The sequence below is a fragment of the Neobacillus sp. FSL H8-0543 genome, assembly GCF_038592905.1.
Classification (GTDB): domain Bacteria; phylum Bacillota; class Bacilli; order Bacillales; family Cytobacillaceae; genus Neobacillus.
The window spans coordinates 134,363-154,613 of record NZ_CP151943.1; the positions used below are offsets into that span (position 1 = coordinate 134,363).

Sequence of the window (20,251 nt, forward strand, 5' to 3'; positions counted from 1 at the left end):
CAATGTTTTCTTTTTAAAAATCTAGCACACAAAAAAAGAGAGTCTCACCTTAAGTGAGGGTCTCCCTTTTAATCATTCTTATTATTTCTCTTTTCCCTGTTTCTTCACATTGATAAACAATTTTCCATCAGCGGTTTGTCTAGCTTCATTTCCAAATGAATCCTTTGCCTTAACCTCAATGACTGCTCCATCGGCTACCATGTCTTTTGTGGCTGTATAGTACCCCACGTAATATCCTGGTGAAACTTCCACCATTGGAAGTTCAGTAGCATTTTGCACTTGTGATCTGCTTAGATCTGTCAAAGGCATCTTAATAGAAAAAGCTGTGGTTAAGCCAGCTTCACTCGTAAACTCAATCTTAACGGTTTGACCTTTTTTCAAAGTCACATCTTCAGCAGGTTTTACATCTGTAACAACAGGTGCACTGTAATCTACCTCAATTTGTACTGAATCACCTGTTACATTTCCTGCAAGATCCTCGGCTAAAACTTCGATATCGTTCGTGCCTTCATCCAGTAATATTCGCGCTGAGAAGTTACCATTTTCGACACTTGCTAATGTTCCATTTACTTTGACGAAATTCAAATGGTCCTCTACAACTGTTCCAGTTACTGTGACAGTTTCTTTATTCGACTTGCTGCCATCTGTTGGTGTAGTAATCGCCAATTCTGGAGCATATTGATCATATATCACTGTAACAGGTGCTGATGCATCCGTTATTCCCTGTGCAGTGGATGCTTTAGAGGTTAGGACATTTCCTCCATCTTTTAGCTCTACTTCCACAGCATACTTGCCATTTTCATTGGCACCCACTGTGGTAATTTCCTCACCATCATTATAAACATGAACAGTTGTTGTTGGTGCTGCATTCCCTTCAACTGTTACCTTTCCAACATTTGTATAAGTTCCATCAACTGGAGAGGTAATCGTTGGAGTGGTTACCTCATAATCAACCACGGCGCGGATCATATAATTTCCTTCTTCTTTTGGAGATGGTGACCAGCTACCGCCAACATACTGCCAGCTTCTTAGGGCTTTTTCCCCATCTTCATCGGTTCCAAGCCCTGGTGATGCAGTATTGATACCTGCTTGGATATAGACTAAATAGAAATCACCTTCTACAACAATTCCTTCACCACTTAAATCAACATGTGTCCATGTACCGTCACGTAAAGCTGTCGCATCAATCGGACCTGCTAGTTTTTTACCTGGTGCACCATCCACTCCAGTCGCATCATAAACTTCTACTTTGAATGCAGTACCACCTGGAACGGGCCACTCCGTATCCCAGAAGCGGAACAAGCCACCTGTAACGAGTGCCTTTGTGTTTCCTGGTGCTAAGGACATTTTTACAGCCCAACCATTTCCAGCATCGTAAAATGCTCTTGCATTTTCAGCTGATCCATCATCATAACCAATTTCACCTGGATAGCCAATGAAAGGCTTGATTTCAAAATCCTGATCGATACTTCCTTCAAGAGTAATTGTAACTTCCTGACTGTAGAAATGTGGTGCAATCACTTTTAGAGTATACTCACCCTCATATGCAGTGAGTGAGTACTGTCCATTTTCGTCCGTTACTACTGGAGCGATTTTAGCATCTTCTATTAAATAGATTGTAGCTCCTGCAACAGGTTCACCAGTTGCCTGATTAGTAATTGTTCCTGAAACATTCCCCTGTGGCAGTTCTTCAAGAGTAAAGTCTGCTACCACTTCACCATCTTGCTCAATTGTTACTGTTTTGGTTTCAGGATAATAGCCATAGGATTCGGCTACAACTGTAAATTCTCCTGCAGCATGTGACAATTCATAGCTACCATTTGCAGGATTTGTTTTTACTGAACGACCTGATTCTAAGACGGATACCTGAGCATTCATTGGCAGTAACATCGGAGTAGCTTGTTGTTCTTTACTAGCATCCTTTGATTTTGGCAATGCGATCGTCAGTTTATTTGGGTCTACTTTTTCTTTCATGCCGATGTTAGCCGAATCTTTATCGTCTGCATCAACACCTAAATCTACCTTTAGAGGAGCAGCAAGTGGTGTGTCAGTTAGTCTGACATCATCTATATACCAGCCATCCCTAACCACACTGCCGTCAGTCTTTACATTAAATGCGATATAAATTCTCTGACCTGCATATTCACTTAAATCAACTTCACCGTCAATCCAACCATTAGATAGATTATTAACACGAAGCTTTTGAACCCAGTTAACAGAGTCCGTTGATACATAAACATGGCCGAAATCATAGTTTCTCTCTAGATTATGCCATTGTTTAAATTGTAAATAACTGCTTCCTTCTGGTAAGTCAACAGGAGGCATTTGTAATGACATATTTGCACGGCTTTGATACGTGCCAGCAAGAGTGGTACCATAGACTTTTTCTCCCGAAAATGCTGCACCAGGACCACTTGATGGAACACCCCATTCCCATGTATTTAGATCACCATAGGAGGTCCAGCCATCAGGATTAGTTTCAAAATCCTGTGCATATCCTACCGTTATTCCAGGTAGCACAGTTACTGTGTATTCACTGACTGTTTCATTTCCACCAAAATCCCTAGCTTTCCATTTGTATACTAACGAATTACCTGCAATATCTTCTCCAGGAATATTCGCTTGATAGGTTCCATTTTGATAATTACCGCCTACTCGTTCAGCAACGATTGTCTTAGTGGAGCCATCTTCCAATTGATATTCCACTTCCACATTTGTTACACTAATATTATCGACAGCTGAGGCTTCTAAAGTTAGAGGCATTCCTGCAAAAACCGTGGCAGGTTGGGAATGTTCTAACACCGGCGCTTCACTGTCGTCTCCCTCTTTTGTTACCTGACCTTTCAGTTTTCCTAACCCCGAAACGACAGATGATACAGCATCAAAAACATTGATTAGACCTGATCCATAGCCATTATTTGGTGACATTGGATAGGTATTATCTGTTAAAGGTATTGCCGTCGTTTGTAAAATTTCTTCTAACTCATCCACTGTTAAACTCGAATTAGCCTGTAAAAGTAGTGCTACGGCCGCTGATACATGTGGTCCAGCCATAGACGTTCCATTCCAACCACCTTCATAACTGCTACCAGGAACAGATGAACGAATATTCACCCCAGGAGCTGTTACCTCCGGTTTGATTTCTCCATAGGGAGATGGACCTAATAGTGAAAAGCTTCCTAGTTTATCATTAATATCTGTTGCACCTGTAGCCACTGACTCAATATAGTTTGCTGGGTTAGCAACGGATCCAGGTCCGCCAGGGTTACTTAGCGTTGTATTTCCTGCAGAGAATTCAGGGAATATTTCCGCGGATCTCCATGCTTGGACCATTGGGCGGTACCACTCATCAAGTCCAGCTCCTCCACCCCATGAGTTATTCACGACATCTGGTGCGAGATTAGGATTACCATTTGGTGCTAAAATCCATTCCCCTGCTTCTAATAAATCAACGTCCGTTCCGCCACTTGCGGTGAAGGCCTTAACAGCAATCCAGTTAGCACCTGGTGCAACACCAATGGCATTGTTTCCATTAGGCTCGGATCCAACCATTGTACCGGTTACATGTGTTCCATGACCAAGATCATCATAAGGTGCAGATTGACCTCGTACCGCATCAAACCAGTTGTTCTCATGAGTTACTTCACCATCACCATCATACCCGCGATATTTTTCCTGTAAGGCTGGATGGTTCCATTGAACACCTGTATCAATGGACGCCACGGTAATACCACTCCCATCAATCCCCATATCCCAAACGGCTGGTGCCCCTACACGATCAATATTCCACTCAATCGCATTTGTTTCTGCTTTCCCATCTAATACGGCCGTATTCGTTTTTTCAGGAACAAACAATTGTCTAGTTTCGTTTGGTAAGATTTTTTCTACCTCTTGGAAAGTTGCTACCTTTTCCATTACTTCCTTCGTAGCTGTAACGGCAATCGCATTCACTACATAATAAGAATGAACTTCCTTTGCCTTCCCAGCTTCCTCTTGCTTTTCAAGAAACTCCATCAATTCATATTGTGTTTCCTGTGCGGTTGCTTTTAATTCAGAGACGATCGATGAACGCTTTATGGATTTTGTTTTTGCTGGAGTCGCTTTATTTACGCTCGCTTTTTTCTCAGCCTCTTTTGCAACAGTAGCAGTATCCACTTGCTCCTTCATTTTAATCAAAAATGTTACCTTTTCTTGCTCATCAAATTGTGTTTCTAACTTTTTAGCAATCTTTTGAGCTGGTGAAGGTAGCTTGTCATTTGCTGAAACACTGACCCCTTTGGTTGCTGCTGTTGCATTCAGTTGTGGTTGCATACCAAAAGGTATAACCAGCATGGCAGCAGTTAAAATGGATAATACTTTTCTTTTTTTCCTTTTCAATCCATCTACCTCCTAAAAGTTTTTAATTTGATAATCTACCCTTTTTCCTCCTCCTCTCATTTCTACTGCACAAAATATGTAAATACCTTGTGCTACTATTACCTTAGCGTTTAATAGGTAATTATTGTGTCGAAAAAAGTTGAAGAAAATGGGTGTATAAACAATTGGTAGGAACGAATCTATTGGGAAAGTTAGAAAAATAGGTCAAAATACCGTAGATATTTTTTGACACAAGAAATCTCTACTGTTTTTCCTAGTTATTACGGGACTCATTTCTCAGATTTGAGTCAATATAACGAAAAACAGTACGATACTCCTAGTATCATAGATGCACGAACTAGCCTAAATCTCATAGAAATCAATTTAATTGAATTATTATAGTAAACAATTCCCAATTACGGGATATGATACGGTGACAGGCACCGATTGAAAGTAGCTTTTCTTAAAAATCCCCAAAAAGTAACAGGGAGTTTACAAAATGCAAGGGAATTGGAATTCATTTTTTTCCATTAATTATGACTAAGATTTTTAATAAGGTACATATTAAGAATGGATCATTTAAATTTTGGGGGTATAATATGAAAAAAGTTTGGAATATCTCGATTTTTCTTACTTTGCTTTCGATAGGTTTACTATCCGCTTGTAACGTCGAAACCAGGGACGCATTAAATGAAAAAAAGGAAGTAGATTTTCGTCCGGTTCGTTATGACCCTAATTTAGACACAAATATCAATGAGAGTAACAATGATTATAAATCTCGATATAGAGAACAGCAACCAAACCATCAAGATGAATTCTTTGATTAAAAATTTCAATGGATGGATAGAAAAAACCTATTTAGACACAAAAAGCCTAAATTCTAATCATTTAGGCTCATTTCTTTTTTACTATGAAGGGAAATAACCCATATACAATTTTAACTTTGCTGTCCCTTATTAGTTTTTTATAGAATTTTCACCTAGTGTCTTTTTTCAGAAACAGCCTCCGATACCATGTTATACATCACTTCTATACCTTCATTTGTAGCTTCAAAGCTATAAGCGTTCTCATTAATAATTCCAAGGCTTTCCGCTTCCCTTCCCGCATCAATATTTGCACCAAGGAAGATAAACTCCCAGTTATATTTCTCCTGCTGATGGATGATTAACTCTTTCACTTTTTCATAGCTAAATTCACGGCTTGCATTCTCCATTCCGTCTGTTGTAATCACAAAAATTACTTTACCTGGCCTCTCCTCCTCACTCGTATTTGAAAGACGATAACCCACATCTAGAATGGTCTTCCCTACCGCATCTAATAAAGCCGTACAGCCTCTTACAAAATAATTTTTCTTTGTCAGCATCACTTCTTTTGCATCGATTCCATTCCATAATCGTTCATATTGATCATCGAAAAGGATCCCTGTAACGAAGGTTTTACCCTCAAATTCTCTTTGTTTTTCAATAAAAGCATTAAATCCGCCAATGGTCTCCCGTTCAAGTCCTCCCATCGATCCGCTCCTATCTAATAAAAAAATAATTTCAGTTAAATTACTCTTCATGTCTATCATCCTTTCAATTTTATTTATAAAATAATGATAACTGAGTTCAATAGTTTGCAGGTCGCCTAGTAAGCGACATTTTGGAGGTAGGATATGCTTAATAAAAAGCAGTTAATAGAAATGCAGGAGTATGTAGAAATTCGTTTGAGCATCCTCGCATTTTCTAGTATGGAAAAATGTGAAGAAAGCAATATCTTAGAAAGTGTTCAAAACATCGAAATAGAGGATTTTATTAAAAATAAACGCAAACCCACATTCTATCAGACTTTATTTAGTTATATTGATAAAACGGGTGTTACTGATTCTGAAATTTATAAAAAAGCGGGGATCGATCGCAGGCATTTTTCTAAAATTAGATCCAATCCTGACTACCGAATTGGAAAAAACACGGCCATTGCGCTGGCTATCGCTCTTGAATTAAGTGAAAAGGAAACCGATAAACTCTTAAGTTCTGCTGGATATTCTTTGTCTGACAGTGAAACCTTTGATTTAATAATTAAGTTCTGTTTAGAGAAAAAAATATACAATAGTGATGATGTGAATCAGGCTTTGGTTTATTTTAGTTTGAAGCCTTTGTTCGGAGTTTTGATATAGTCTCGTCCAACAAAAAAGCCGGTCAAAGGAAAATTAACCCTTGCCGGCTTGCGTTTATACTTCCATGGTAACTCCATTTTGCTAGTAATGTAATTTTTATTTTGTTGGAGCATCCATTCCCATTTGGCTCCATTCTTCTCTCGCTGGTCCATATACTCCGGGAACCTTCAATCCTGCTTGGCGCATGAGAACGGTCAATTGGCCGCGATGATGAATGATATGCTTGATGAGAAGGGAAAGTGTTATAGCTTTTGGCATTTCATTACCAAATACATTTTGCATTTCACTTAAATTTTGGTCTGTCCACTGTTGCTCCACTGCTTCACTAGTCTGTGCACTCACACTTCGGAAGGTCTCAGCAATCTCTCTTGCAGATGATGGGATTGCAGCTGGATCTTGCATCTCTTTAACTGTGATGCCAAATTCCATAAGCATGCCAGGTGTACTAGAAACAATATGCCAAGCAATTTCTCCTAATTTACGATCCTCAGGAGAAACCTGTTGTTGAAGTGAAGCATCTGTCAAGGCATCAAAAATTTTCTGAGTTGATGCTGCTTCTTGATTCCATTCTCCGATAAATTCAGCAATAGAAGTATACATTGTTAATCCTCCATTTATAATAATTTTGATTTCCTAATCAAGATAATAATAAGTAATATTTCCCAAAATAGCAAAAGTGATTAAAGTCAAATTCTCTTTTATGTATTTTAAAAAAGTAAAGACACCCGTGGAGAGTGTCTACTTTTTTAAGTTAAAATCCAGCTAACTTTCTTGCATAGAGCATATTTGTTTTTAGGATTTCATAGTATACTTCTGGATATCCCGCTACTAATGCAATCTCATGTGATGGATGACAATGGTTGACATTGGAAATCCAGATATCACCTATTTCTCCGATAACCATATCAACGGCTGCGTTAGCAAGGTTCGAATCACTATCTTCCAGTGCTTCTACTGCTTCTATTGCTATATAGATAATTTCCTGGTAGACCATTGAGATATACACGTCGCCTCGCTGTAAAAGATCTTTTAAATGTTCCTTTTCCAGTTTGACTATAGGAGAAATAAACTTCGAGAGGTTTTCCGAATCTTTTTCCCTTGTGAATATCCCCTTTGCTTGCCATTTACCCCATTTGTCTTTAACAATTAACACTCGAAATTCAATGTTCTGATAGCCAGGTACATCAATTGATTCTTGAATCATATAATCACCTGCATGAAAATACTTATCAAAAACGGAGTAGGCTTGGCCCCTGCTATAAAAACTATAATTCTTTATTTCATTTGTGTTCGGATTGGAAATTAACATGTTGTTCTTGTCTTTTAAAATTACTTTGATCGGCGACCTATCCTCCATTTTGATGGACTTTACATCTACAGTAGAAAACTTTTTCAGAAACCAATAAAAATCCTTAGGTTTTCCATGTAGCATTGCATCAGGTAGATAATTCTTTATACCGATGGAAGAGGCTAAACGCTTGTGAGCATCCCATTTATTCAAACGTGAATGATTAAAGAACGAGTTACCAATGATCGCTTGAAAATGATCAGCCCAATCTGAACTTACCGAGGTTGACATAACAAAAATTGAGGACGGATAAGGAAATATACCTTGTTCCCACTTTTTTGTCTTAGGATTAAATAGATAGCCTTGCATGGTAAGGTTCACTTTATCGACATTTTCAAGTGAAAAGGCCATGATCGCGCCTCTGATTTCACGGTAATGGAATAGATAGTCTAATAAATTATTTAGTTGATTATCTATAGAATCCTGCTCATCCCCCACGAGTAAACCAATAAAAGGACCAATTAGAATTTCGTCTCCTCTATTTGTAATCTCTAAACTGCAATGCTGCGGAAGACTCAGCTTGTCCAAAATATCCGTAGATAGACTTGCCTTATTTTGCGGCAAATGTTTCGATAGATAAATGGTTGCTTGTACTGCTTTGGAGCCAAATCTAATTCGTTTCTTCGTTTGCCTTTTAAGTCCAAACGACCTTGCTAAATTAGGATGAAGGGTCAAGCGCCCTGCATTATGTGTGCTGCTTGAAAGCTCAATAACATTTTCCATTAGTATTCCCCCTTACGAATAGAAGTGGATAAGTTATTGTATGAAAATATATTCTATAATGTTTTTACTAAAGTCGAATATGGGACAAACAATTTGTTAAGCTAAAAAAGAGCCCAATCTTGGACTCTCTTTAACATTATGTTAGTAAATGCCTTTATGTTCCCTCAGGGAGTTTTGTTTAATATTTTAGACACCTTTATAGGCTTGACGATAGATCTCAGCTAATTCTGATACTAACGGGAGCTTTGGATTAGCGGTTGTACACTGATCTTCAAATGCCCGCTCGGCAAGGTATTCTACCTTGCTTTCGAATAAAGCTTTCTCTACATTATTTTCTTCAATACTCATTGGGATGTCCAGCTCTGTTGCAAGCAAAATAATGGCTTGAACGAGGCTTTCGACCCCTTCCTCTGTTGTCCTAGCTGACAAACCCAGTGTTCTCGCTATTTCCGCATAACGTTTGTCTGCGATATAATGGGAATATTTCGGGAACGCAGTAAACTTTTTCGGCTTAGTCGAATTATAACGAATGACATGTGGCAGTAAAATCGTATTTGCACGTCCGTGTGCAATATGAAACTCTGATCCTAACTTATGTGCTAGGCTATGGTTAATGCCTAGGAAGGCATTGGCAAACGCCATACCAGCAATCGTTGAAGCATTATGCACTTTTTCACGGGCTAGTTCATCACTGCCATTTCTGTATGCTCTTGGTAGAAACTCAAATATTAGCTGGATAGCTTTCATCGCAAGACCATCAGTATAATCATTTGCCATACTAGAGACATACGATTCGATTGCGTGCGTCAGTACATCCATTCCAGTGTCTGCGGTAATATGCTTTGGCACCGTCATCACAAACTGCGGATCAATAATTGCAACGTCTGGAGTTAATTCGTAATCGGCCAGCGGATATTTAATATTCGCTTCTTTATCGGTAATAACTGAGAAGGACGTTACTTCTGATCCAGTACCAGAGGTAGTAGGAATAGCTACAAATTGTGCCTTTTCACCTAGCTTAGGGTACTTAACAATCCGTTTACGGATATCTAAGAATTTTTGTTTTAAACCAAAGAACTCCGATTCCGGATTTTCATAGAACAGCCACATTCCTTTGGCAGCATCCATTGCCGAACCTCCACCAAGTGCAATGATAACATCCGGCTGGAATTTAGCCATCATTTCGGCACCTTTCATCACTGTATCAATGGATGGGTCAGGTTCTACTTCTGAAAAAATCTCGCAATGAACATAATCCGGACGCTTCCTTAAATAATATAGCACCTTGTCTACATAACCTAACTTCACCATTCCAGGATCAGTAACGATAAACGCCTTGGAAATATTAGGCATTTTAGCTAAATACTGGGTTGCGTTTTTCTCAAAATAGATTTTAGATGGAACTTTAAACCATTGCATATTAACAGTCCTTTGAGCCACTTTTTTACTATTGATTAGATGAACCGCACCTACGTTGGTTGATACAGAATTACCTCCATAAGAGCCACATCCCAGTGTCAGTGAAGGCATATAAGCATTATATATATCACCGATGGCTCCTTGAGAGGATGGTGCGTTTACAATAATACGTCCTGCTTTCATCCGTAAGCCAAACTGTTTAATTACCGATTTATCTGTAGAATGGATCACCGCAGAATGCCCTAACCCGCCAAACTCGAGCATTTCTTCTGCTCTTTTTAACCCTTCTTCAAGACTGTTAACCTGATAACAGGCTAGAACTGGGCTTAACTTTTCTCTTGATAGCGGGTATCCTGGACCTACCCCTGTTAATTCAGCAACAAGAATCTTCGTATGATCAGGGACTTTGATTCCTGCCATTTCTGCGATTTTACTCGCTGCCATCCCAACAATATCAGGATTTACTGCACAGGAATGTTCGTTGATGACTAATTTTTCAATTTTTCTTCTTTCTTCCTCGTTTAAAAAATAACAATTATTCGCGATCATCTCACTTTTCACTTTTTCATACAGTTCCTTGTCAATGATAACTGCCTGTTCCGAGGCACAAATCATCCCATTATCAAACGTTTTTGATAAAATCAGATCGTTTACTGCTTGATGGAGATTAGCTGATTTTTCGATGTAACATGGTACATTACCAGGTCCTACTCCAAGTGCAGGCTTACCAGAGCTATAGGCAGATTTCACCATCCCTGCACCTCCGGTTGCCAGGATCATTGAGATTTTTGAATGATTCATCAGAGTTTGAGTCGCATCAATGGATGGTGTTTCAATCCATTGAATACAATTCTCTGGCGCGCCTGCCTTTATGGCTGCATCCCTCAGTATACGCGCTGCCTCACTACTACATTTTTGTGCGGATGGATGGAAGGCAAAAACGATTGGATTCCTTGTCTTAATGGAAATAAGTGCTTTAAACATCGTTGTCGAGGTTGGGTTAGTAACAGGGGTTACACCTGCTATTACACCAACTGGCTCGGCAATTTCAATAATTCCTTCATGTTCATTTTCACTTATGATACCAACGGTTTTATCATATTTGATATTATGGTAGACATATTCTGTCGCAAACATGTTTTTGATTATTTTATCTTCATATACGCCTCGTTTAGTTTCCTCAACTGCGAGCTTTGCCAGGGGCATATGTTGGTCAAGACCAGCTAGTGCCATTTGCTTCACAATTTCATCAATCGTTTCTTGGTCATAGCTTCGGAATGCATCCAATGCTTTTAAACCATTATCCACCAGTAAGTCAACCATTTCTGTTACATCTTGCACATCTTTTACTGTTTTCTCCACCATTGCCATTGTAATTCCTCCTATTCGCTTATCATTGTGAAATACTTCACAAGTAGTAATAAATAAAAAAGGACTTTATTCATTCACAGACTGGATTTCTAGGAATCTTTTCAAAAGAAATATCTGAAATTACTTTTGAATATTTATTTACACGAATCACATAATTAACTGTCCAAATATACGCAGGTACATGTTCATTTTCTTTAAACATCATTGCCTCAAATTCATCCCCTATGGCGGCCTCGAACACATCTTGCGTATAGGTTTCTAAATCTGTAGAGAAAGTTCTCCAATCGCAAACCATCATGTCCTATCACTCCTTTGTTTCTTTATAAATAAAGCATATCACGAGTAAAACAACAATAGTATGTGAAATATTGAACAAACTTTGAAATATTCTATATTATGGTAAAACCAGCACTTTTTCATATATAGGTAGAAAGCCCTAAACGAATTACAACAGAAGTTGAAAGCGTTCCCCAATAAACATTATAGTAGTATGCCTTTATTTACAGGCTTTGTTTCTACTACTATCCAAGTCCATGTTTCTGGATAAATCTCCTATTCATAAACTGCCTCATACAACCGTTTTGTTTCTGAGAAACGCGTTACTTTTGTCGATGCCCCCATGACCACAGATATCAGCCTGAGATCATCTTTTTTTACAGTTCCAGCAAAACAATAACCAGCTTCATAAGTGAATCCAGTCTTAAGACCATCAACTCCTTCATAGCTTACATTTGCTTGATTATTATCTGGTAACATCCAATTCGTATTGCTGAAAGTCTGCTGGCCGAGAGTAACTTTCGGTTCCTTAACGACATCTAAGACTTCAGGAAATTGTTCAATCAAATGCTTAGCAAGCATGGCTACGTCCCTAGCAGACATACTATTTGTATCTTGAGAAGAACCTGTTGAGTAAAAATTACCTAGATCACTATTACTCAAACCCGTAGTGTTAACAAAAGTTGACTGAGTCAATCCCAATAGATTTGCCTTTTCATTCATCATGATAACAAAATCCTTTTCACTGCCCGCAACCGTTTCAGCCAAAGCAATGGTCGCACCATTTGCCGAATGGATAACCATTGCATCAAATAACTCTCGTACGGTATAGGGTTGTTCCCTTGTTAAATGAACCGAAGCAAATCCTGGGTGATTGGAAATAGCATAAACATAATCGCTGATAGAAACTAGTGTGTCCCAGGAGATTTTTTTTTCACGAATTGCTTCTAGAACCAAGAGTTCTGTCATGATCTTGGACATACTTGCAACCGGCAAAGATTTATCAATGTTTTTATTGTAAAGAATATCGCCATTTTGTGTATTTATCAAAATCACAGATTTTGCTTGGATACCTAATTCCGGCAAAGGTTCAATAAAAAATCCATTTGGTATCTCTTTCATATTTTGTGAAAGGTCCCTATCAAGATCTGCAACGTGTTTAACAGGTCTTTCAACATCTTCAGGTTTCTTAGTATTTTCTGTAATATATAGATAGCTTCCAGTAAAAATAACTAGAGCTATCACAAGACTTAAGTATTTATTAATTTTCATACTTCCTCCAATGTAATCTAATCTTCTCTTTTAAAAATAATAACCCAGTCAAAAGACTGAGTCTAATTACTAAAAACTTTCTTCTATTAAATCATTAATCCCTTCTTCTTGGCATCTGCATCCAGACTAGCACCAATAGCAACACCGATGCCTAAACCAAAAGACAGACCTAGCGATAGATTATCCGAAAAGAGAAGCCCATAAACCAAACCAAGGCTCGTTCCAATTGATATGTAAATACTTAAGTAATATCCGTCCGATATTAATTTATGTTCTTTTTGAAAATGGGAAATTATTTCGTTTACCTTTTTTTGATGCTCTTTAAAATCTAGTTTCATGTGTTGACCGTGTCTTTTTTTAAAGTTCTCTATATGTCTATTTAATTCAATTAAGTACTTCTCGCACTCTTTACATTCTCCAGAAAAAGATTCTAGCCTTTTAATAACCCGTATTAATTGGTTTACATTAAGCAGTTTACTATTTTTATCACCAATATCTTTATTTAGCACTAATAGGTCATCTTTGAGTTTATCAGAAATATTATTTTCCACTCTCCACACTTCCTCCCTAGTATATTAATATTACAACATATTTCTAATATGTTTTATACCTTAATTAAGAAACTTTCAAAGTCGTGATATTTTTCACATACATATTGATACGAATAATTTAGAATATTCTTTAAAAACAAAAAAAGAAAAGGTGAAGTAATGTCATTCGTAAAAGAAATAACAGAGGAAAACATGGTCTTAGCTTCATTAAGTTCACTCGGGGTGGATTGCTTGTTTGGTTGTGAGGACCAAGGATTCATGTTCCCACAAGACACAAATGTCAGATATTATCGCATGAAACATGAGCAAGCCGCTGTTCATGCTGCTGATGGGTTCGCACGAGTAACTGGTAAACCTGGACTGGTCTTGTTATCATCTGCAGCAGGAATAACCAATGGGATTACAGGGATTGCAACCGCATTTAGTGACTCTGTTCCATTGGTGATCATAGCAGGACCATTACAGGAAAATTCATTATATCAGGATGCATTTGGAGAATTAGATATTTTAGGGCTAACCATGGCCATAACGAAACACGCTTTTAAAATCAATCTCAAAGATGCTTTTCAAGATGTTCTCAAAAACGCCCTAACAATTGCAACTGATGGGAGACCAGGTCCTGTGTTGATTGAACTCACTACCGACGTTATCCCTCTAATGGAAATACCAACCAACCGCCAAGTCTTAGAGAAGGCAAACAAAAAACTTTCAGAAAAATTGATTGAGCGAGCAAAAGCATATATTGAAACAGCAGGAAAGCCTGTGCTATTTGTTGGTGGAGGTGTTATTTCTTCAGGTGCAGCTGATGAACTAAGAGAGATTGTACAGCAATCTCAAATTCCGGTCGTAAGCTCCCTTTTAGGTATTGGCGCCATGGAGGCAGAAAATCCATTATACCTGGGAATGCTTGGAATGCACGGGACGTATGCGGCCAATAAAGCTGTTCACCAATGTGATCTATTAATTTGTATTGGGGTTCGTTTTAGTGACCGGGTGACAGGAAAAATCAGCAGCTTTTCGCCAAAGTCGAGAAAAATACATGTTGATATAGACCCTGCAGAAATCAATAAAATTATTACTGTGGACCTCCCGATTGTTAGCGATGCAAAAAAATTCCTTTCATCAATAAAAAATCTATTGGACTATCAAAAAATCCATGCAAATACAGAAGGTTGGAAAAGTGAGACAGTTGATTGGAAGCGGACGGTCCCCCGATTTAATCATTCCAACAGTGTATTGAGCCCCCAGACGGTGATTCGACTGCTTAGTGAATGCTCTAATCAGGATGCAGTTGTTGTGACGGACGTGGGTCAGCATCAAATATGGACGGCACACCATTATGCATTTACCCAACCTCGAACTCTGATCACATCTGGCGGCTTGGGAACGATGGGCTATGGGCTTCCTGCTACCATTGGAGCAGCCGCTGCATGTCCAGGTTCGACGGTTATTTGTGTCTCTGGTGATGGCAGCTTTCAAATGAATCTTCAGGAACTAATAACGGTAGCGAATTATCAGCTGCCAATTAAAATTGCTATTTTAAATAATGGCTATCTTGGTATGGTCCGTCAATGGCAAGAACTATTTTATCAGCGGCGATATTCTGAGGTGAAATTGACCTCACCTAATTTTGCTCAACTTGCTCAGGCATATGGTGTGACAGGTTTTAGAGCTAGATCTGAAGTGGAAGCAAAGCAGGTCATTAAGGATGCTTTTCAACAGCCAGGGCCAGCCCTCATGGAGTTCGATATAATAGAAGAAGAAAACGTCTATCCGATGGTTCCCTTGAACCATAGCAACCATCAAACCATCCTATCTCGAGAACAAAAGGCGCAAGCGCCCGTTTAGCGCATTACAGGAATTTTATAATTTCCTTAAAAAGAAAGAAAAAGCCAATACCGTGGATACATTCTACGGTGTTGGCGTTTTTTTGTTGAAGAAAAAGTGGATAATTTAGTTCTATTCGTTCTTTGAAGTTGCAAAATTTCCCATAGAAATGGAAAGGCGGTTCCAACTATTGATTTGGTTGATTAGAACAACAAGATCTATATATTCCTTTTCACTATAATGTTCACGTAAACGATTAAATAATTCATCGGGTACACCCATATTCGAAATCAAGGTCACATGTTCAGTTAGCTCTAATGCAACTTTTTCAGCATCCGTGTAAAAATCACAGTCCCTCCACGCGCTGACACAGTATAAACGCTGTTCCGTTTCACCTATTTTGCGTGCATCAGCTGTATGCATATTAAGACAGAATGCACATCCATTTATCTGAGAAGCTCGGATTTTAATAAGTTCACGAAGTTTATGGTCTATTCCCGTAGTTTCAGTATATTTCTCCATTTCAAGCATGTTTTTGAGAACTTCAGGGGCTTCCTTGTAATAATTAACACGTTGTTTCATTTTTATAGCCTCCCAAAAATGAGTATTCTTTAAAATCTTGCATTTACTATATATCGTTGATAGTAATTTTAGTTTAACCCATTCTAGTTAAAAATTATTTGACTTAGGTCAAGTCAAGAGTGAATTTTAATATATATTGATTAATCATTGTTAGCTTAGGGGATATGTACCTATTCCAATCTACCACAGTTTATCCAAATAATATTTCACAAGGTCCGGATATTCCTTTATTTCATCTTGTCCCTTTTCAGTAATTGCATAGGTTCCGCGCTTAATTCTTTCAAACCAGCCATAGTAGTTTTTGGTTAAAATGGAAGATGTTTTATCGCCAGTTCCCATGTTTTTTAACAACTTGGGTGATAACGGACCTTCTCTTTCCAGATAACATCCAATTTGGATGCAATTTTCTTTATAGGCTGTCATAATTTTTGTCTGATTACTTCCGCCTACATTGTAATCGGCACTGCGACCAGCGATTTCTTTGATGATTGCTTTTCTCTTCACCTTGCTCTGACCGCTGCTCTTTCGACGATTAAATGGAGTAGGCTGAAAAAGCACTTCTGTTTTTGCACGCCCCGCTGAGAATGAAACAATAATCAACCCTAGCTCTAACCGCCGAACCAAATGGCATTTATCAGTCCATGCCTTCGACCTTAGACGATGTTTTGGTTTTGGAATGGCTATATAAACTTGATCCGTTATCCGCTGACGTTTTGCAGCTTGGATGAGGAGGTCGACACTTAAGGTAAGCTTTAATTCTACTACAACTAACTCCTCATCCTTTACCGCAACGAGATCACAATCCTTAACCTCACCATAAACCTCATAACCATCTCGAGAAAAATACGTTTGAATTGGTTTATATAAATCTACCTCTAGAAGCTTTTTTGTTTCTTTCATATGTAATCACCATCCAATTCAAACCTTTATAAAAATAAATATATTTATCTGCCCAATTTTATAAAAACTAAGAAATTGGTCCTCATAAGTCTATTAATTATTCAGATTTATGCCTTTTCCAATACTCATAAACAAATTCCTTAAACATTTCATTCAATACTTTGTTTTTTTGTGTTTTCAACCATTCCACTTGGTCAATTGGCAATTTTAATTTTAAACGAACGTCTTCATAGGGCATTTCTACTTCGCGTATTTCTTTTAACGTGATGCCTTCTTCAATATTCGGAAAAAAAGAATCATTTTCATGAAACGTATCGAAGCCATCATAATCTTCAATGCTATCAATCTCACAGAATAAATTAAGCTGTGGTAACCCTCCTGGCAGAATTTTTAAATGCATAATGGATTCCACGATTCTTCCATCTTCTAATTCTATCTCAATGATTAGGTTTTCCTCTTTTTTATATTTCTTTACAATCACTTCACTTACAATAACATCTAATTGTAAAGTGAATCCCATGCTTGACTCAAAGATGTAGATTGCACTTTTAAATATATATATATTTTCACCGTCAATTTTTACTGACTTCACCGCAACCATAACTGTTCCCCCATGACGACTAACTAATCTTCATAAACTTTTTGTACATGATATTTATATCCGTGAAATTTATAGTTTTGTCTTCTATACATTTCTCTAGGAGTGTCTTCCCCATCGGCTACTAGTATAATTGTTCTATCTTGAAAATTCTCCATAACGAATTTCTGCAACCTGCTTCCTATTCCCTTTCTCTGATAGTCTTCATCCACAACTAAACCATCAATTTCTGCGGTATCTTCCGAAATTATAATATCAACGGAGCCAGCAGGATCGCCTTTATATAAGGCAAATAACTGTTGAATATTCTGATCTTGGAAATTACGTTTATGTAATTCTTGTCTTTGACTGGCAAATTCAACACCATATTCTAAATCGTGCTGATACTGTAATAATAAAAATGGCTTCAGATTCACTTCGGTCACTACTTGAATCTCGATTTCCGGGTTTTCATTTACTGTAGGAAATTGGTTTGGCTGAATTGCGTATAGTTCGAGAAAACCAATATCATACCCAGAATGATTCAAGTAATCATCTAAATCTGCTCCCAGTCTTTCATTTGGAGGAAAATAAAACTTAACATGCTTTTGGCCATTTTTTAAATGGAAATCCCTTAGGTAAGTTTCTGCGTTTTGAAATTCAATCAAAGATGGTATTTGTTTAAACTCTATAAAATTACTATCGTATCTTACTAGCATTTCAGGATAATGAATATGTTTGTATAGATGATTCTCAAATACAACATGGCCAAGCGTATAAATATTATCAAAGGTAATTTGCACTTTAATCATCTCCCCTTTTACTTAATATGAAAATTCGCCTATTCAATTAACTTCATTATACCTAGCAAACAATAAAAAAGCACTCGGTTCAATCCCAGTTGAATTGAGGGGTACCGAGTGCTTTAATCACCTACTATATTAAAAGGGGATATTTAAATTGTTAGCAATTCATTATTACAAATGTCTTTTTATTTGCGTGAGAACTTCTGCAGCTAGTTCGTTTGTATTCTTAAAGTTTTTTGGATCAATTGGTTCAGAGTAATGCACAGTGACCTTTGCAGGAGTAAACTTTCCTTTCTTCTCTGATAATTTGTATGAATCCTTGATAGAAACAGGAATAACAGTCACTCCTGATTTCATTGCAATTCGTAAACTGCCAGCTTTAAAATCACCAACATATGGACCTCTGCTTCTCGTTCCTTCTGGGAAAATAGCCATTGGACAGCCTGATTTAATCTTTTCAATCGCTTCGTTTATCGCCTTTAAGGAACTTCGAGCGTTATCCCTATCAAGAAACACACATCCGCGTTCCTTCATCCAATAACCCAATAACGGAATCTTTTCCATTTCCTTTTTAGCAACAAATGCCATCGTTTGGGGAGCGGTGGAGTATAACAGTGGAATATCCATATTCCCTTGATGGTTTCCAACATATAATACAGGTTTGTCTAAAGGGACATTTTCCGTTCCTGTTACGGTTACATCAGCACCTGATATTTTAACTAATTTTTTTGTACATCTTAAAATAAACCTGTTAATTAATTCTAATTTCTCTTTATGCTTACCAGCTTTATTTAATCTTTTAATCGTAAATGTTTTGTTAGCCTTACTTAAAATAAAGCCCCACAAATATCCTTGAAATACTAGAGTTCGCATATTTTCCTCTTTTCTTTTTTTTTGCAGTGCTCGGCCAACCTTTGATATATAAAAGCGATAGGCTTTCAGTTAATAATAGCTGAGCTAATTCATTTGTATCCTCATTATATGACAATGATTATCATTGTTAATTGATATATATCAAGGTTCCTATAATTATTCAAAAAAAGGGTGACTCCCATCCAGGGAATCAACAACTTATTGTAAAATTTCATCTTCTAGCCAAAAGTTAAAGAAATGTTCACAGCATAATGGAGGACAATACGATAGAATAATAGTCGAACAAAATGTGAAACGATTCACAATTATAGTGATTGAAGGGAATAATAAATATGTCATTACATACACCAGATAAGATTTTAGATATTTCGATTAAAAATGGGATTAAAAAGACTAGTTATCCATTACTAACAACATTAATCTTAGGTTTCCAAGCAGGTGCATTTATCGCATTAGGTTTTTTGCTTTATATACGTATCACCGCAACGCTATCTGGAGATTTATCCGGAATTAGTTCATTTTTAGGTGCTTCTGTTTTCCCGATTGGACTAATTCTGACATTAATTGCTGGCGGAGAACTGCTTACAGGTAATATGATGGTCGTACCTTTAGCAAGGTTCGCGAACAAAATTCAAACCAAACACATTTTAAAAAACTGGCTGCTAATCACCGTAAGTAACTTTTTTGGTGCAATCTTCGTTGCTTATTTTTTTGGCCATATTGTTGGCTTAACGGAAACAGGCGTGTATTTGGAAAGTACCATTCAAATTGCTGAACATAAATTAGATGCTTCATTTATTCAAGCTTTTATTTCTGGTATTGGATGCAACTGGCTTGTTGCTGCCGCTGTTTGGCTGTCTTATGGAAGTGAAGATATGATGGGGAAAATTGCGGGAATTTGGTTCCCTACGATGGCATTTGTTGCTATTGGATTTCAACACGTTGTCGCAAACATGTTTGTCATACCAGCAGCCATTTTCGCAGGAAACTTTACATGGTGGGATTATTTGGGTAATTTTATCCCTGTTTTTTTAGGCAATGCAGCTGGAGGAGCAATCTTTATTGGAATGGCCTATTGGTTTGCATACAAAAAGAATGATTATACTGTAATAGAAGGAACGAAACAATCCGGACGGTTAGAAAAGAAGATTGGGATGTAAACAAACTTAAAAAAGGAAAGTACCACAGGTCCATCTATTAGCATGGAGCTATGGT

The 20,251-nt window shown here is 37.6% G+C and carries 17 protein-coding genes; 4 read left to right on the forward strand and 13 right to left on the reverse strand.

Annotated features, from left to right (window positions below):
- Nucleotides 1–81 precede the first annotated feature (81 nt).
- Nucleotides 82–4,377, reverse strand: coding sequence for a S8 family serine peptidase (locus NSS81_RS00710; RefSeq protein ID WP_342431666.1), 4,296 nt, complete (start codon nt 4,375–4,377; stop codon nt 82–84).
- A 578-nt stretch (nt 4,378–4,955) separates the two neighbouring features.
- Here NSS81_RS00710 and NSS81_RS00715 point away from each other — a divergent pair.
- The gene (locus NSS81_RS00715; protein WP_342431667.1) at nt 4,956–5,183 is read left to right on the forward strand and encodes a hypothetical protein; all 228 of its coding nucleotides are present in this window, start codon (nt 4,956–4,958) and stop codon (nt 5,181–5,183) included.
- Nucleotides 5,184–5,335: 152 nt separating this feature from the next.
- On the opposite strand, the gene NSS81_RS00720 is transcribed toward NSS81_RS00715, so the two are convergent.
- Entirely contained in the window at nt 5,336–5,917 is a 582-nt protein-coding gene (locus NSS81_RS00720) for a vWA domain-containing protein (protein WP_342431668.1), read from the reverse strand.
- A gap of 93 nt (nt 5,918–6,010) precedes the next feature.
- On the opposite strand from NSS81_RS00720, the gene NSS81_RS00725 reads away from it, so the two are divergent.
- Nucleotides 6,011–6,511 (forward strand): hypothetical protein, encoded by a 501-nt coding sequence (locus NSS81_RS00725; RefSeq protein WP_342431669.1) that lies wholly within the window; start codon nt 6,011–6,013, stop codon nt 6,509–6,511.
- A gap of 96 nt (nt 6,512–6,607) precedes the next feature.
- On the opposite strand, the gene NSS81_RS00730 is transcribed toward NSS81_RS00725, so the two are convergent.
- The 6 genes from NSS81_RS00730 to NSS81_RS00755 form a co-directional block, all read right to left on the reverse strand.
- Entirely contained in the window at nt 6,608–7,111 is a 504-nt protein-coding gene (locus NSS81_RS00730; RefSeq protein WP_342431670.1) for a DinB family protein, read from the reverse strand.
- 151 nt (nt 7,112–7,262) lie between these two features.
- Nucleotides 7,263–8,582: a YheC/YheD family protein gene (locus NSS81_RS00735; protein WP_342431671.1), complete on the reverse strand. Its 1,320-nt coding sequence runs from the start codon at nt 8,580–8,582 to the stop codon at nt 7,263–7,265.
- A 186-nt stretch (nt 8,583–8,768) separates the two neighbouring features.
- Nucleotides 8,769–11,372 carry a bifunctional acetaldehyde-CoA/alcohol dehydrogenase gene (gene adhE, locus NSS81_RS00740; RefSeq protein WP_342431672.1) on the reverse strand — a complete coding sequence of 868 codons (2,604 nt, stop codon included), beginning with the start codon at nt 11,370–11,372 and terminating at the stop codon, nt 8,769–8,771.
- 70 nt (nt 11,373–11,442) lie between these two features.
- Nucleotides 11,443–11,670 (reverse strand): hypothetical protein, encoded by a 228-nt coding sequence (locus NSS81_RS00745; protein ID WP_342431673.1) that lies wholly within the window; start codon nt 11,668–11,670, stop codon nt 11,443–11,445.
- Nucleotides 11,671–11,924: 254 nt separating this feature from the next.
- Nucleotides 11,925–12,920, reverse strand: a complete 996-nt coding sequence (locus tag NSS81_RS00750) for a serine hydrolase (RefSeq protein ID WP_342431674.1) — start codon at nt 12,918–12,920, stop codon at nt 11,925–11,927.
- A gap of 86 nt (nt 12,921–13,006) precedes the next feature.
- Entirely contained in the window at nt 13,007–13,471 is a 465-nt protein-coding gene (locus NSS81_RS00755) for a hypothetical protein (protein WP_342431675.1), read from the reverse strand.
- A 159-nt stretch (nt 13,472–13,630) separates the two neighbouring features.
- On the opposite strand from NSS81_RS00755, the gene ilvB reads away from it, so the two are divergent.
- On the forward strand, nt 13,631–15,319 hold the full coding sequence (gene ilvB / locus NSS81_RS00760) for a biosynthetic-type acetolactate synthase large subunit (protein WP_342431676.1): 1,689 nt from the start codon (nt 13,631–13,633) through the stop codon (nt 15,317–15,319).
- A 111-nt stretch (nt 15,320–15,430) separates the two neighbouring features.
- Here ilvB and NSS81_RS00765 read toward each other — a convergent pair whose 3' ends face one another.
- The 5 genes from NSS81_RS00765 to NSS81_RS00785 all read right to left on the reverse strand — a co-directional run bounded on the left by NSS81_RS00765 (nt 15,431) and on the right by NSS81_RS00785 (nt 19,036).
- Nucleotides 15,431–15,880, reverse strand: a complete 450-nt coding sequence (locus NSS81_RS00765) for a carboxymuconolactone decarboxylase family protein (protein ID WP_342431677.1) — start codon at nt 15,878–15,880, stop codon at nt 15,431–15,433.
- A 180-nt stretch (nt 15,881–16,060) separates the two neighbouring features.
- The gene (locus tag NSS81_RS00770; protein WP_342431678.1) at nt 16,061–16,780 is read right to left on the reverse strand and encodes a DUF2161 family putative PD-(D/E)XK-type phosphodiesterase; all 720 of its coding nucleotides are present in this window, start codon (nt 16,778–16,780) and stop codon (nt 16,061–16,063) included.
- A 97-nt stretch (nt 16,781–16,877) separates the two neighbouring features.
- On the reverse strand, nt 16,878–17,381 hold the full coding sequence (locus tag NSS81_RS00775) for a hypothetical protein (protein WP_342431679.1): 504 nt from the start codon (nt 17,379–17,381) through the stop codon (nt 16,878–16,880).
- Nucleotides 17,382–17,404: 23 nt separating this feature from the next.
- Complete coding sequence (locus NSS81_RS00780) at nt 17,405–18,169, reverse strand: GNAT family N-acetyltransferase (RefSeq protein WP_342431680.1); 765 nt, start codon at nt 18,167–18,169, stop codon at nt 17,405–17,407.
- Nucleotides 18,170–18,334: 165 nt separating this feature from the next.
- The gene (locus NSS81_RS00785) at nt 18,335–19,036 is read right to left on the reverse strand and encodes a lysophospholipid acyltransferase family protein (protein WP_342431681.1); all 702 of its coding nucleotides are present in this window, start codon (nt 19,034–19,036) and stop codon (nt 18,335–18,337) included.
- A gap of 332 nt (nt 19,037–19,368) precedes the next feature.
- Between NSS81_RS00785 and NSS81_RS00790 the strand changes: the two genes are divergently transcribed.
- Entirely contained in the window at nt 19,369–20,196 is an 828-nt protein-coding gene (locus NSS81_RS00790; protein ID WP_342431682.1) for a formate/nitrite transporter family protein, read from the forward strand.
- The last annotated feature ends 55 nt before the right edge of the window (nt 20,197–20,251 follow it).